The 14,232-nt window shown below is 70.1% G+C and carries 15 protein-coding genes; 6 read left to right on the top strand and 9 right to left on the bottom strand.

All coding sequences use genetic code 11. The annotated features are described in order from the left end of the window. The first annotated feature begins 71 nt into the window (after positions 1–71). The gene (locus tag H5J26_RS06525) at positions 72–941 is read left to right on the top strand and encodes an alpha/beta fold hydrolase (protein ID WP_181764752.1); all 870 of its coding nucleotides are present in this window, start codon (positions 72–74) and stop codon (positions 939–941) included. A gap of 48 nt (positions 942–989) precedes the next feature. On the opposite strand, the gene H5J26_RS06520 is transcribed toward H5J26_RS06525, so the two are convergent. The 3 genes from H5J26_RS06520 to H5J26_RS06510 all read right to left on the bottom strand — a co-directional run bounded on the left by H5J26_RS06520 (position 990) and on the right by H5J26_RS06510 (position 2,606). After that, a complete protein-coding gene (locus H5J26_RS06520) occupies positions 990–1,331 on the bottom strand; it encodes a VOC family protein (RefSeq protein WP_181764751.1) in 342 nt (113 codons plus the stop codon). A gap of 65 nt (positions 1,332–1,396) precedes the next feature. Continuing rightward, positions 1,397–1,615, bottom strand: coding sequence for a hypothetical protein (locus tag H5J26_RS06515; protein WP_181764750.1), 219 nt, complete (start codon positions 1,613–1,615; stop codon positions 1,397–1,399). A gap of 229 nt (positions 1,616–1,844) precedes the next feature. After that, positions 1,845–2,606, bottom strand: coding sequence for a sulfite exporter TauE/SafE family protein (locus H5J26_RS06510; protein WP_181764749.1), 762 nt, complete (start codon positions 2,604–2,606; stop codon positions 1,845–1,847). 94 nt (positions 2,607–2,700) lie between these two features. Between H5J26_RS06510 and H5J26_RS06505 the strand changes: the two genes are divergently transcribed. The 3 genes from H5J26_RS06505 (at position 2,701) to H5J26_RS06495 (ending at position 4,527) form a co-directional block, all read left to right on the top strand. Continuing rightward, positions 2,701–3,642: a LysR family transcriptional regulator gene (locus H5J26_RS06505; protein WP_181764748.1), complete on the top strand. Its 942-nt coding sequence runs from the start codon at positions 2,701–2,703 to the stop codon at positions 3,640–3,642. A 99-nt stretch (positions 3,643–3,741) separates the two neighbouring features. Continuing rightward, entirely contained in the window at positions 3,742–4,281 is a 540-nt protein-coding gene (locus H5J26_RS06500) for a flavoprotein (RefSeq protein ID WP_181764747.1), read from the top strand. Positions 4,282–4,323: 42 nt separating this feature from the next. Beyond that, a complete protein-coding gene (locus H5J26_RS06495; protein ID WP_181764746.1) occupies positions 4,324–4,527 on the top strand; it encodes a hypothetical protein in 204 nt (67 codons plus the stop codon). Positions 4,528–4,668: 141 nt separating this feature from the next. Here the strand turns inward: H5J26_RS06495 and H5J26_RS06490 are convergent, their stop codons facing one another. Beyond that, on the bottom strand, positions 4,669–5,490 hold the full coding sequence (locus tag H5J26_RS06490) for a SigB/SigF/SigG family RNA polymerase sigma factor (RefSeq protein WP_181764745.1): 822 nt from the start codon (positions 5,488–5,490) through the stop codon (positions 4,669–4,671). Between the two features lie 478 nt (positions 5,491–5,968). Here H5J26_RS06490 and H5J26_RS06485 point away from each other — a divergent pair, with 478 nt between their 5' ends. Next, on the top strand, positions 5,969–6,316 hold the full coding sequence (locus H5J26_RS06485; protein WP_235980442.1) for a VOC family protein: 348 nt from the start codon (positions 5,969–5,971) through the stop codon (positions 6,314–6,316). 112 nt (positions 6,317–6,428) lie between these two features. Here H5J26_RS06485 and H5J26_RS06480 read toward each other — a convergent pair whose 3' ends face one another. Continuing rightward, entirely contained in the window at positions 6,429–7,682 is a 1,254-nt protein-coding gene (locus H5J26_RS06480; RefSeq protein ID WP_181764743.1) for a globin domain-containing protein, read from the bottom strand. A 1,103-nt stretch (positions 7,683–8,785) separates the two neighbouring features. Here H5J26_RS06480 and H5J26_RS06475 point away from each other — a divergent pair. Continuing rightward, positions 8,786–9,151, top strand: coding sequence for an iron chaperone (locus tag H5J26_RS06475; RefSeq protein WP_181764742.1), 366 nt, complete (start codon positions 8,786–8,788; stop codon positions 9,149–9,151). A 12-nt stretch (positions 9,152–9,163) separates the two neighbouring features. Here the strand turns inward: H5J26_RS06475 and H5J26_RS06470 are convergent, their stop codons facing one another. From H5J26_RS06470 to H5J26_RS06455, 4 genes are all read right to left on the bottom strand, one after another. Further along, positions 9,164–10,435: a PP2C family protein-serine/threonine phosphatase gene (locus tag H5J26_RS06470; RefSeq protein ID WP_309237803.1), complete on the bottom strand. Its 1,272-nt coding sequence runs from the start codon at positions 10,433–10,435 to the stop codon at positions 9,164–9,166. Positions 10,436–10,649: 214 nt separating this feature from the next. After that, positions 10,650–10,967, bottom strand: a complete 318-nt coding sequence (locus tag H5J26_RS32385; protein WP_181764741.1) for a hypothetical protein — start codon at positions 10,965–10,967, stop codon at positions 10,650–10,652. Beyond that, positions 10,964–11,866: an SPFH domain-containing protein gene (locus tag H5J26_RS06460; protein ID WP_419183756.1), complete on the bottom strand. Its 903-nt coding sequence runs from the start codon at positions 11,864–11,866 to the stop codon at positions 10,964–10,966. The genes H5J26_RS32385 and H5J26_RS06460 overlap by 4 nt, the downstream gene beginning before the upstream one ends. A gap of 228 nt (positions 11,867–12,094) precedes the next feature. Then, on the bottom strand, positions 12,095–14,232 hold a 2,138-nt coding region (locus tag H5J26_RS06455), incomplete at its 5' end, for an FtsX-like permease family protein (protein WP_181764739.1).

Here is a 14,232-nt window from a genome sequence, read left to right as displayed (position 1 = left end):
CCGGGCATCGGATGCCGGATATGACCGGCATCGGGCCGATGAGTTCTCGACGCGGACGGAGTCGGACAGTCATGACTACGCAGATACTCGAAACTCCCGAGGTGGACCTCGCCTACGACGTCCACGGCCCGCTGCCGACCGCCGACGGACGCCCTCCGCTGGTCATGATCGGACAGCCGATGGACGCCACCGGATTCACCGCGCTGGCATCCCACTTCCCCGACCGCACCGTGGTCACCTACGACCCGCGCGGCCTCGGCCGCAGCACCCGCAAGGACGGCCGGTTCGACCATGCTCCGGCGACCCAGGCCGTCGATGTGCACGCCCTCGTCGAGGCGCTCGGCTCGGGCCCCGTCGAGCTGTTCGCGAGCAGCGGCGGAGCCGTGACGGCCCTCGCCCTCGTCGCGGCCCACCCCGATGACGTGACCGTCCTGGTCGCGCACGAGCCGCCGCTCATTCCCGTGCTTCCCGACGCCCAGGCCGCCGAGCGTGCCCGGTCCGGTGTCCGGGAGGCGTACGAGGCCAAGGGCTGGGGTGCCGGTATGGCGGCCTTCATCGTGATGACGTCGTGGCAAGGCGAATTCACCGACGGCTACTTCGCCCGACCCGCCCCGGATCCCGCCTCGTTCGGGATGCCTTCTGAGGACGACGGCCTCCGTGAGGACCCGCTCCTGTCCGACCGGTCCTGGGCTGTCAGCAGCTACCGGCCCGACGTCGGCGCGCTGGCCGCGGCGCGGACACGGGTCGTGATCGCAGTGGGCGAGGAGTCCTCGGGCACCTTCACCGGACGCACCTCGGTGGCGACGGCCGAACTGCTCGGTCAGCAGGCGACGGTGTTCCCGAGCCACCACGGGGGCTTCCTCGGCGGCGAGTTCGGCTACGCGGGGCAGCCCGAAGCGTTCGCGCACAAGTTGCGCGAGGTCCTCGACGAGGCCGGCTGAGGGCCGGACCTCTCATGGGTCACGCGGCGTTCCGGGCGACGCGGGCTTTCAGACGGGAGCGCCGCCGAAGCCGATCTCGTTCCCGTCGGGGTCGTGGTACGTGACCTTCCGCACGCCGTTCGGGTAGGTCTCACGCTTTGCGGGCTCCAGTCCCCGGTCGGCGATCCCGGCGACGCGGGTGTCGAGGTCGTCGACGAAGATCGTGTGCATGGCGTGGCCCGCGTGCTCGGGCCGCTCCTCGATGAACACCGAGCAATGTTCCGCGAGTTCCCATACGGCCTCCGTGTCGCTCACGACGAACGTGGGCGGGGATCCCAGCAGGCGCTCGTACCAGGCCAGGGCCGCCGCGCAGTCGTTGACCGGCAGACCCGCAAAAAGGTCGACGCTCATGCTGCATGGTAGGTCCGGAGGCTCCGCCAGACGTCGCTGAGCGGCGGCGAGCTGGGTGACTCGGACTACGGGGTCCGACGCGAGGGCGGGAGCACCTCATCCAGCGGGCCCTGCCGGCAACCGGCCACCGTCTCGGCCGGGGCGAGGAGCAGCCCGACTCCGGCCAGCGCGAAGACGATCGTCAGCAGGGCGTCGCCCGCGATGCCGACGAGAAGGGCAAGCGTCCAGGCGCGTAAGGCGAACGCCCGTAGAAGCCGGACCGCGTCGGATGGTGGTGCGTTCACGTTTCTCTCCTCATTGTTCCGGTGCCGCGAAGCGTTCCCTCGCGGCTTGAGCCGCCATGTCCTGGGCGGCGCCGATGAGTTGCAGGGCGCGCCCCGCCCGGTTGCTCGAACAGGACGGCGGCGTCGGCCAGTTGGGCGCCCGGCGAGCGGGCGGGGCTGTCGTGGTTCGGCCGTGGTCGCCGGTCGGGGCGGTGGTACCGCGCGGGATCCGCCACCGCCTTGCATCTGGTCAGCCGCGCAGGAAGTACAGGACGGTCGTGGTCACGGCCGTGGTCAGGATGACGCCCCGAAGGAGCCGGGCGGGGAGGCGGCGGCCGAGATGGGCGCCCGCGTAGCCGCCGGTCACCGCGCCGACCAGCATGACGGCGAGGAGAAGGGGAGTCTTCAAGGCGTCCGAGGCGACGAGGAACAGCACGGTCGCGCTGAGAAAGATGGCGGCCAGCTGCGCGACCCGCATCGGGTTGCCGGCGGCGGGGTCCAGGCCGACGCCGACGCTCCACAGGGCCATCATCAGGATGCCTACGGCTCCGCCGAAGTATCCGCCGTACACGGCGATGAGGCACTGGCCGATCAGAACAGCTCGGGGACTCAGGTGGACCGAGCGGCCCAGCGCGGTGCCCAACGCCTGGGAGAGCCGTCGTCCGAAGGCGAGAACCACCGTGGCGAACGCGAGAAGCCACGGCGCCGCGGCGTCGAACGACGACGCCGGCAGGGCCAGCAGGAGGACTGCGCCGATTCCGCCGCCGATCACGCTGACCACTGTCAGCGACTTCGTGGACGTCGTCCCGACCGGGGTGAGTTCGCGTCGGTAGACCCAGGTGCTGGCCACCGCCCCCGGTACGAGCGCGATCCGCGACACCGCGTTCGCCGTCACCGGTGGCAGGCCGAACGCGACGAGAGCGGGCAGGGCCACGAACGTTCCCCCGCCGCCGACGGCGTTCAGCGCTCCGGCTGCGACGCCGGCGAGCAGGACGAGCAGTATCTCGGTCACACGGCGAGCATCGCCCAGCCACCCGCCGGTCCACAATGCGCATTCGCTGCGCAATCGCTGTACCCAGCCTAAGGCGCAGCCGTAGGCTCAGGCGATGCGCTACGACTTGGGCGATCTTCGGCTCTTCCTCCACATCGTGGAGGAAGGGTCGATCACGGCGGGCGCCCGCCAGATGCATCTGAGCCTGCCTTCGGCCAGCGCCAGGGTGCGCTCACTCGAGCATCACGCAGGGGTGGAGCTGCTGACCCGCGGCCGCCGGGGCGTGCGGCCCACTCCGGCCGGGACGACGCTCGCTCGCCACGCCCGCGACGTCCTCGCCCAGACGGCGCGGCTCGAGAGCGCCGTCGCGAGCTACACCCGGTCACCGACCGCTCCCCTGACCCTGCTGGGCGGCGGATCCGCCATGCATCGGCTCGTTCCGCAGGCTCTGGTCTCATTCCTACGGGCGCATCCCGACGTCGACGTCACGGTTTCCGAGAGCCGCACCCCGCAGACCGTGCGGATGCTCGCCGACGGCGAGGCGGACCTGGGGGTCGTCGTCGACGACGAGGCCCGGGACAGCGGTCTCGAGATGGAGCCCCTCGGGGACGACTCCCTCGTGGTGATCGCCCAGGCCGGCGGGATCCTCGCCGGCCGGACCTCGTTGACCTACAGCGAGGTCGCCGAGCACCCTCTCATCGGGCTCGACGCCGACTCCTCACTTCGCCGCTGGATCGAGAAGCACCTCGGCCCGCACGCCCCGCTCGTGCGATACCGCACCACGGTGGCCAACCTCCACGTCCTCATCGCGCTCGCCACCGCAGGCGTCGGGCTCGCCGTCGTTCCGCGCCGCGCCCTCGACCCCGGCCGGCCACTCGACGTGTGCGAGCTGCAGCATCCCTGGGCCCGCCGCCACCACCTGCTGGCCTGGGGGGTCAAGGACCGGACCTCGTCGACGGCCACCGCCGCACTCGCCGAACACCTGCGTCAGGCGGCGCTGTCCGAGCCGGCCTGGGCGGCCCGGCGGGAGGAATCCGGCCAACACGGGGCCGGATAGGCGGAACCGGCCCACGTCCTGAGCAGCCGTTCGCGAGATGGCAACGAACTCCGTCACCCCACTCTTTCGGGGGCGGCGTTCTGTGGTGGGATACCCACCATGCCTTCTCGCGTGCTGCACCTCCTCGCCTCCGCCGCTCCCCCCGCGGTCGACCTCGTGGACGTCGTCTGGCATGCGCAGGCTGAAGGCTGGACCGTGTGCGTCGGGCTGACACCGACCGCCGCCGAGTGGCTCGACGACCAGTTGCCGGCGTTGGAGGGGCAGACGGGATATCCGGTGCGGAGCTCAGCGGAGGCTTTCGGGGTCCGGGAGATATGGCCGCGCGCCGATGTGACGGTCGTGGCGCCGGCGTCCTTGAACACGGTCAACGCCGCGGCACTCGGACTGACGCCGAACTTCGTGGCGGGCCATCTCACCGAGGCGTTGTGCCTGCGCTCCCCTCTGGTGGTGATGCCGTGCGTGAACAGCGCATACGCAACGCATCCGCAGTTCGGCCGCAGCATCGAGATCCTGAGGGCTTCCGGGGCGCGGGTCCTCTTCGGAGAGGGCGGCTTCCAGCCCCATCCTCCCGGCGAGGGCGACCGGAAGGCGTACCCGTGGCATCTGGCACTCGGCGCGGCCCGGTCCCTCGTGGAGTAGTTCCGGCATGCACGTGACGCCGCCCGGGCGCACTCTGGTCGTATGGCAGCGCCGATCGTCGTGCATCCGCCGTCACCGTCCGGCGGGCGCCGCGTGACCACGAACGGACGGATCCTCGGGCTCGCGCACGACCTGCGGGAGTTCGCCGAGTTCCTTCGCCGTTCCGGTCTGGACGCCGGCTCCGTACGCCTGGACGACCCTGAGCTGATCGAGTGGCGGGGTGGCGGCCCCGAGGTCTGGAGCTAGCCGGGCCCGCCGGTGGTCACCCTCCCCCGGCCTGCGAGCCCCGGGGCGGGTCGAGTGCTCCGGAGAAGAGCCCGCCGGGTGCGGCGAGAGGTTGGGCGTCTGCCCCAGACCCGGGCCGTGGTGAGCCTGGGGCAGACAGATTCAGGCCGCGGCGGCCGCGGGCATCTCGTACTCGGCGTCATCCTCGACCTGGCGGCGCAGCCGTTCACAAGTGCGGGAGATCAGGCGGGAGATGTGCATCTGCGAGCAGCCGAACTGCTGCGCGATGTGACTCTGGGTCCGGCCGCGGAAGAAGCGCAGATAGAGAATCTCGCGTTCCCGCTCGGGCAGGCGCTTCAGGTACGGCTTCACGGCCTCGCGGGAGAGAGCGAGGTCGAAGCCCGGTTCGGTCTGCCCCAGGTAGTTCAGCAGCGAGTAGTCGTCCTCGCCCTCGCCCCTGGGGGCGTCCAGCGAGAGGGACTTGTAGCTTCCCAGGGCCTCCATTCCGAGCTGCACATCTTCCTCGCACAGTCCGGAGTGCTCCGCGATACGAGCCACTGTCGGGGAACTGCCTTCCGCGCTGAGCGTCTTGATGCATTCGCGCACGCGGTTGCGCAGATTCTGGACGCGTCGGGGCACGTGGACGTCCCACGTGTGATCTCGGAAATGACGCTTGAGTTCTCCGGTGATCGTCGGAATCGCGTAGCTCTCGAACGCGGAGCCCTCCGCCGGGTCGAAGCGGCCGACCGCCTTGAACAGGCCCAGCGCGGCCACCTGTTCCAGGTCCTCCACAGGCTCACCCCGGTTGCGGAACTTGCGGGCGAGGCGCTTCGCCATCGGCAGCCAAGCCGCGACCAGCTTCTCCTGCAGCTCCTCCGCTTCCGGCCCTGCCGGCAGCGCGGCGAGCCGCTCGAAGTCGGCGGCGGTGTCCGGCGCGTCTTGGTGACGACGACGGCTTTCAGAACGGAGTGGGGTGACGCTCATGAGACTGCTTCCCTCCCGCGGAACAAGTGGATCGGACACTCGCGGGAGACTCGGCACAGCCTTGGGATGTCGGGCGCAACGCCCGGCGGACTCCCGCGGTTGTGCCTGCATTCCGAAGCACTGAGCCTTCGTTTGTCCCGGCCGGCGAGGGCCAAACCCCCTTCTTTCCCGACCCTCGGCAGGACTCCGTCCCGGCGCCTTCATGTGCGCCCCGCTCAGCCCCCCGTCATCGTCCCGGGAGGGATTCGGCAAGGCCCCGCCCGGGCGTGAGGCGGATGACACTGCTCTGCGGACACGTCCTGGGGCGTGTATCGAAAGCGCCGGTCACAACCACCCGTTGCTCTGAGGCAGGGATAAACCGCTACTTCAGCGGTGGATGTGGCGAGTACGGTGTGGCTGCGGCCGGTGATCGCGTGCAGCGGCTGCTCACGGAGACAGACACGCGGACGCGAAGGAGCGAATGGTGCCAGGCGCTGTACTGCGAGGGGTGACTCTGGACTGTGCCGACCCGCGGACGCTGGCAGGCTTCTACGGTGCACTGACCGGGATGCGCGAACTCTTCAGTACGGACGAGTTCGCCGCTCTGACGGACGACTCCGGCTGTGATCTGGGGTTCCAGAAGGTCGACGGATACCGGGCTCCGCAGTGGCCGGGCCAGGACGTGCCACAACAGTTCCACCTGGACTTCCGCGCTGACGACCTCGATGCGATGGAAGAGCTGGCCCTGGAACTCGGCGCGGCCGAACCGGACCATCAGCCCGGCGACGGACGCTGGCGGGTACTCCTGGATCCGGCCGGCCACCCCTTCTGCCTGACGCCCTCCTGACACACCGGCGTTGACAGGTGCCCCCCCCCGTCAGACGCCGTACGAGTTCACCCTGGGGCGTGTAAGCAAAGCCCCGCCTGGGAGGTGGACGACGCTACCTTGCGGACACCCCCTAGTCGGCTGGGAAGTACGGGACCTCGGTCTCGACGTCGGTGGACGTGCCGCGCTCGGTGGGATCGATCCAGGGAACGGGCCGGGGGGCGAGGAAATGCTCGGCGGGGGTGATGTGCCGTTTCCTCTGCGCCGCGTTCGGAGGCAGCGGGTCGTGCATGACGCGGTCGCGGGCGACGCCGAGTTCGAAGAAGAGATCGCGGAGTCGCTTCACGAAGGGCGCCGGCCCGCTGATACGGACCTGCTGGCTGCCCCAGTCGTCACGGACGGCCAGGGCGGACCGCAGGCGCTGTTCGGTCTTCCCCGGCTGCTCGCCCCATTCCGGACACCACCAGGAGACCTCCAGGTCCGGATACCGGTCGGCGAACGAGGTCATCGCCTCGATGTCGTAGAAGTGCCGCCGGCTCCTGGCGACGAAGTACACCCGCGTACCCGGTCGCGGCTCACGGTCCACGAGCGATTCCAGAATGGCCTTCATCTGGGCCCAGCCGCTGCCCGCCGCGACGAGCGTGACCCCTTGCCCCTGCGGCACCTCCCCCATGGTCACCGCTCCAGAGGCAGGTCCGAGCTGCAGCTTGTCCCCGGGGGCCGTGCGGTCGCACAGCAGGGAGCTGAGCTTCCCTCCGTCGGCCCGTGCCACATGAAACTCCAGCGGTGCGCCGGGAGCCGGTGCCGAGGCGAGGGAGTAGGGCCGCCACACGCCGGGGAGTTGAGGGCTGTGCACCGTGGCGTACTGTCCTGCCCGGTACGGATAGGGCTCGTCCGTGCGGACCTTCAACACGGCCGTGTGCCCCTCGTGCAGCCGGTGGCCGACGACCGAAGCGTCCCACCACGCCGGCTCGTACCGCGCCTCTGCTTCCTCCGCACCGTGCAGCATGGCCTTCGCCGCTGCCTCGTACGCCGCACACCAGGCCGCTTCCGTAGCGCTGTCCCATGCGCTGCCACTGCCGAAGCGCACCGCGGCGAGGAGGCTGCGCCCCACCGCTTCGTACTGGTGCCGCGCGATTCCGAACTTGCGGTGGTCCCGCCCCAGCCGGGTCAGGAACGCGGGCAGGTCGGGATCGTCCAGCTGGCTGACTATGTGCCCCAACGCGCCGAAGAGACGGTCGAATTGCTCGCTCATGTCCTCCGGGAAGAGTTGCCGCGACTCCGGGCAGTGGAAGAACAGGTGGGCGTAGAAGTACCGGACCACATGATCGGCGCGTCTGCGGATCCGGTCGAAGCTCTCCCGCACCAGCTGAACGTCGTCACTCACTCTTTCCCCCTACCGTTCGGCGCCGTCCGTTCTCCGCGTTCCAAGGGCGACCCTTGTCCCGGAACGGCCGACGGCAATGCGAACTCGCGCATGACGGTTGCGGATCGAGGCTCCGAGTGCCTCTGCAGGTGCTTCCGCGCCCGGGCTTCACCGGGGCCACGGCGGGTGCCGCGCAGCAGCAGGCCGGGACGGCAGCGCGAGTCGGCGCGACGCGCCCTCCCGCGGATGCTCGGCTTCGTCACCCGTCATCACCCCCGTGATGGATCGATACTGCAGAGACCTGCCTGAGGTCGTTCGTCGCCGAACGGCCCCCGGATCGCCTGGCAGTGGCGCCGTGTCACCGCAGCAGCGTGAGCCCGACAGATCGTCGGGATCGAACTCGCAGCAGTGACAGTCCACTTCCCGGCCCGCAGCGGTACGGCATGTGTGTGCCACCTGACCTGCCGTCGGTCCTTCCGGCGCGGGACGGACCCGGGCTCAGCGATCCACCAGAGATCGAAGTCGACCGGATTCGGAGCCAATCTACTCCGCGCGGGTGTCTGAAACAGGGGTTGCGAGAGGCTTGTCCAACTGCTCTGACGACAGCTCACGTCATGTGCTACGGCCTTATCGCGAGGAAGCGCACTTTTCTGCGAAACGGCGTTCACGGTCGGACCCCCGGGTAGGAGCCGACCGTCAAGTGGCCCTGCTGCTAGGCGAGTTCGGCAGGGCGCGAGCGAAGTGCAGGCCCCACGGCATTGCTCACCAGGTCCCGGGAGCAGCGGGTCACCGAACGCGGGGCCGTGGTCGTCCGCGGCTGACGACCACTTCGGGCGTCAAGGTCGACACCGACGGCCCTGTGGATGCGGCAGGCCCTGGAGTGGGCAACCTCGTGCCCGCCTCCGAGGCGGAGTTTCCGGCGGGGTGAGGACGGCGGCAGGTCGTGCGCCGGTGCTCGACGTTCGTACCTGCCGCCGGTTCCCGGAAAGGTCGTTTCCGCCTTTCGTGAGGCTGTCCCTGCCCCTGGTCCGGTCGCCCGCGGCGGACCCCGTCTCCCACCGGCCCCGACAGCTGCCGCTGCTCAAAGCCTTGTTCGGAGCCTCGTACGCGCATAACTTCACGGAATGGTGCAGAGTGCGGCAAATGACGTGGACGGCTATCTGACCGAGGTGCCCGCGGCGCGCAAGGACGCCCTGATCAGGCTGCGCGCACTTTGCCGGGCCGAACTGCCGGGCTTCGACGAGGTGATGGCATACGGCATGCCCGCCTACGAACGGAACGGCGTCGCGGAGATCGCGTTCGCGAGCCAGAAGCAGTACATCTCCTTCTATCTGATGCGCACCGACGTCCGGGAGGCGTTCACCGAGCAGCTGGCCGGACAGAACATGGGCAAGGGCTGCCTGCGCTTCCGCAAGCCCGACACCATCGACTTCGAACTGCTGCGGGAGCTGCTCAGGGCGACGGCGGGGCGGCCCGGCGCCGTCTGCTGATCCCGCCCCCGCTCACCGGTTGCTGCTGGACCAGGCCACGCCGGACCACTCCAGGCACAGCACTGTGGCGTCGTCGCGGGGGTCGTGGTCGGTCGCCGACAGTACGAACCTGGTGAACGCGCGCACCGCGTCCCGCGGATGCTGGGCGGCCGTCTCCTTGATCAGCTCACGAAGGCGCCGGCTGTCGCCGTTGGGTTCGAGCATGCCGTCGGTGATCAGGACGAGACGGTCGCCGGGGCGCAGGTCCAGGGTCTGCAGGTGGTACGAGTGCCGGGTGTCGACGCCGAACGGCAGGTCGACGATGGGGGTGATCTCCTCGACGCTCCCCTGGCGCAGCAGCAAGGGCCAGACGTGCCCGGCGTTCACGAAGACCGCATGTCCCGTCTCGAAGGAGACCCACAGGAGCTGTCCGGTGGCCATGGCCTGGGCGCCGTGCTCCGCGAGGGCGTTGTGCACCCGGGCGGACTCCTCCAGGACCGCGTGGTGCTCGCGTACTGCATGCTCGGCGACGGCGATGTTGGCGGCCTCGGCCTGAGCCACGAGACCGAGCCCCGCCCGGCGGGCGTTGCGCAGGGCGCTGACGACGACGGTGGCCAGCTGCGCGGCACGCACGTCGTGGCCCATGGCGTCGGTGAGGGACAGGTGGAGGCCGCGGCGGTTGAGGGCGTAGTCGAAGGTGTCCCCGCCGATGCTGGCGGCCGGCTCCAGCGACCCGGCCACGATGAAGGGACCGGCGTCGCACGTGAAGGACTCGGGCAGAAGGCGGTGCTGGATCTCGGAGGCCAAGGACATCCGCGTGGTCCGCCGGCCCCATTCGTACAGATCGGTGAAGCGCCTGTTGACGACCACCACGTAGGCCATGGCGTGTGCCGCGGCGGTGATGCGTTGCAGCAGCCGGCGGTCGGGCGGGGTCGGCAGCGTCAGTTCGAGCAGGCCGATCGCGTCCCCGCGGTCCGACACCGGCGCGATGACGTGAGCGCGACGCGTGCCGTCGGCGTCCCCCACCGGCTCGCAGCTGTCGACCCACAGCTGCTGGGAGCGGATCACCCGCTCGTAGACGGTGCCGGCGAGGGGGAGCCGTTTCGGCTCGCTGGTGACTTCCTCGTCGTCGGAACCCGTCAGACGCACGACGGCGCTGCCGCCGAGGTCCGTGATCAAGAAGGAGACCTCCACGGCGGAGAACTCCTCCTGGAGGATCCGTGCCATCACTGCGACGGACTTCACCGGGGGCGCCGCCTGCACGGCTTCCAGAAGGTCACTCATCCAGTCACGGTTGTCAGCCACGCTCCGCGCCTTTCCATCGGCATGAGGACTGACCGGTGATCCCGCCTCGTGCGTCGGTTCGGTGCTACCGGCGCCGGCAGGCAGACGACCTCCTCAGAGGCAGTATCGGCGCGGGTGCGGGGTCGCGGCCACGTGGATGATCCGTTCGGCGGACCGAGCACGGGCTGCCGGGGCCTCCTCGCGGGATGCCCGTCACCTCTCGGGGCGCCCGCTGTCACTCCTCGCGGGGCGGACGGCCTCTGCGTGGGTGCGGACGGGCGTTGCCGGGCAGTCGTCGCGCGTCGGCGAGAGCCTTGCGCAGCAGGTAGTCGATCTGGGCGTTGGTGGAACGCAGTTCGTCGGCCGCCCAGCGGGCGAGCGCGTCGTGTATCGCCGGGTCGAGCCGCAGCAGCAGCTGCTTGCGCTGCCGCTGCGGCCGTCTCCCGGCGCTCTCACGCGGCGGGTCCGCGGAACCGGTGCCCGTCGCGCCCTCTTCGGGCTGCTCCGGTCCGGCCGGCTCCGCGGACGCCGCACGTTCGGGAGGGTCCGTCACTGGTAGAGCGTCCCCGTGTTCATCACCGGCTGCGGCGAGCGGTCACCGCAGAGCACGACCAGCAGGTTGCTGACCATGTTCGCCCTGCGCTCCTCGTCCAGCTCGACGAAGTCCTGTGCGGCGATGCGGGTGATGGCGTCCTCGACCATGCCGCACGCACCCTCGACGATCGTCTTGCGCGCGGCGACCACGGCGCCCGCCTGCTGCCGCTGGAGCATGGCGGAGGCGATCTCGGGCGCGTAGGCGAGGTGCGTGAAGCGCGACTCGATGATCTTCACGCCGGCCGCACTGACTCGCAGGGTCAGCTCGGCGGCGAGCTTCTCCGTGATCTCCTCGGCGTTTCCGCGCAGGGAGAGACCGTCCTCGTCGTGCGCGTCGTACGGGTACTCGATGGCGATGTGGCGGACGGCGGCCTCCGTCTGGGTCGCCACGAACTCGATGAAGTCGTCCACGGAGAACTTCGCCTGCGCCGTGTCCGCCACCTGCCAGACCACGACGGCGGCGAGCTCGATCGGATTGCCGTAGGCGTCGTTCACCTTGAGGACGGGGGTCTCGTGGTTGCGCACGCGCGTGGAGATCTTCGCCCGGCTGGTGAGCGGGTTGACCCAGCGCAGACCGTCCGTACGGATCGTGCCCGTGTAGCGCCCGAAGAGCTGGACGACGCGAGCCTCACCGGGCGCGACCATGTTCAGGCCGCACATCGCGAAGATGGAGCCGATCAGCAGCAGGATGCCGAAGACGAGCAAGGTCGCACCCACTCCGGCGTCTCCGTCGGAGGCGAGCCCTCCACCCAGCACTATCCCCCCGACGCCGATCAGGACGCCGACGAGCCCCAGCAGCAGTGCGAGGCCGCCGGGAATGCTGTGCGCGGCGACCTCCCGCACCTCCGGTGCGGGCATGTCTGGTACATCGTCGATTTCGGTCGTGCTCGGCTTTTGAGCGGACATCAGGGTCCCCCGTCTCTCGATCGGTTTCCGGAGCGGCCGCTCGGTGCCCGGCGCGCTCCGTTGGCGCAATCACTGTCTAGCAAAGTGATATCACTTTAACGCGAAAACGCGGTTCCGGCCAGCATGGGGGCCTGGCCGGAACCGCGAGACGGTGGATGACCCCGCTACGGAGTCAGCGATTCACTCCGTACGCAGCCCGTCGGGCCGCATCATCCGCCACAAGAACGGGAGGCTGACGAACGTCACCAGAGCGATGACCGCGGCGCCCGCACCTGCCACCGGCAGGAAGGCCAGCCACTCCGTGGTCGGAGCGTCCAGCAGGCGCAGCAGCCCCCAGCCCAGGCCCAGCCCGAAGACCGTCGCCAGCCCGATTCCCAGCACGACCGGCACAGCGGTCTGCCACAACACCGAGACGCCCAGAGTCGAGCGCTTGGTTCCGAAGGCCACCAGGACCGACAACTGCCGCTTGCGCTCCCTCAGCTGTTCCAGCATCGAGACGATCATGCTGGCCCCGATCAGCAGCAGCACCGCCACCGCCGCCGCGAGCACCGCGCGCCGTACGGTCACGAGCTCCTTCATCGCGTCCCCGCTGCCGGTCTCGAAGAGGGAGTAGGAGGGGTCGACGTGGAAGACGACCGTGCGAAGGTTCTCCATCACCGCCTCGGACCGGTCGGTGGCGACCCAGCCCTGGTACATGGCGTCCTGCAGCTGCTGCGCGGGAAGCGCGGAGGGTGTCGCCAGGATGCCTTCCATCCTGCCGCCCTCGGGCCCCCGGACGCCCGTGACCGTACGGGCCGAGCCGGGCAGCCGCCAGGAGGACCCGCCCTCTTCGGACTCTTCACCGAGGATCAGGCTCGTTCCGGGCTCGGGGTTGGCGCTCTCCCCCTTCTCGGGCCGGGCCAGGAAGGCGTCTCCGTCGCGGCAGTCGCCGAGGTGGGCCACGTCGCGCAGTGTGGCGCAGCTCCCGACCGTGATGGAGACCTCTTCGTCGGAGCCCTTGGGCATCGCCCACGTCTGCAGATGGCCCGCCGCGTCGTGTACGCCCTGCGTCCGCTTGAGCCTCTCCGTCAGCGCCTCCGCCCCGGCGAGCGTCGCGTGACCCCCGTACACGCTGGTCGTGGACCTGTCTCCCCTCTCCGCCAGGAGGAGCCCCGCCTGGTCCTTCTCCGCGGCGGCGAACAGCATCTGCAGCGCGATCGCCCCGGCCACCGCGATGGTGATGCCGCTGACCGCACGGCTGGCGTTGCCGCTGCTGAGCTGGAGTCGCCGGGTGGCGAGCTGCCACGAGACGGGTCCGCCGCGCAGCCGGCTCACGATCCGCTCCACCAGCCACGGCAGCAGCAGCGCGATGCCGCCGAGGAGCAGCACGACCGCACTGGTGATCTGCACCTCGTTGACGGCGGGGGTCTCCCCGGCCACCGAACCCGCGAGCGGAGCGAGCAGCGCCGCACCTGCGGCGGGCGGCAGCAGCCGCCACCACAGCCGCCTGGGCCGCTGTTCGGCTTTGCGCACAAGGCCCAGCGGCTCGATGGCGACGCCGCGCAGCGCGAAGATGGTGACGGCCACGGCCGTCAGCGGGACGCTGACGACGATCAGCAGACCGAGGCCGAGTCCGGGTGAGACGTCGGCGGGGAAGACGCTCATGCCGAACAGCTCGACCCTGCCGATGAAGACGCGCCCCAGCAGGAAGAACCAGCCGCCGAGCAGCAGTCCGAGCAGGGCGCCCACCAGCGACTCCCCCGCAGCCATCCGCCGGGCCATCGCCGCGTCGGCGCCCACGAGCCGCAGAGCGGCGAGCCTGGTGTCGCGCTGTTCGCCGCCGAAGCGCACGGCCGTGGCGATGAAGATGGCCACCGGCATCACCAGCACCGCGCAGGCGACCACGACCAGCAGCAGCAGTACCGGGTCCATCGGGTCCTCGTCCTGAGGACCGCCGAACCTGCTGAGCCGCTGGGCGTCCGTCTTGACGGTGAGTTCGTCCGCGCCCTTGTAGAAGGCCAGTTCCCTCGGCCCCAGCAGGCCTGCGTCGCCGATTGTTCCGACGACCCTGCCGTCGAGCCGCTCCTTGAGGTGCTCGCCCTCCGGGGACTCCAGCAGGTCCTTCAGCGCCGGCGAGACGACCATCTCTCCCGGGGCCGGTATCGCCCGCACGCCGGGCGGCACGGTGGGGCTGGAACCGTCTGGCTTCAACAGCCGCCCGAACAGGTCACTGCCGTGGTACTCGGTGTTGGCGTCCTTGCTGAGCACCGTGTTCGGGCTCGGCTTGATGTCCTCGGTGGCCATGAGGAGCCCGCCGCTGCGCGCCTCCCCGCGGGCGT

This window comes from Streptomyces albidus (ex Kaewkla and Franco 2022) (genome assembly GCF_013870515.1).
GTDB lineage: Bacteria > Actinomycetota > Actinomycetes > Streptomycetales > Streptomycetaceae > Streptomyces > Streptomyces albidus.
Note: the sequence above shows the minus strand (reverse complement) of the source record. Positions and strands in the feature narration are given on the sequence as shown.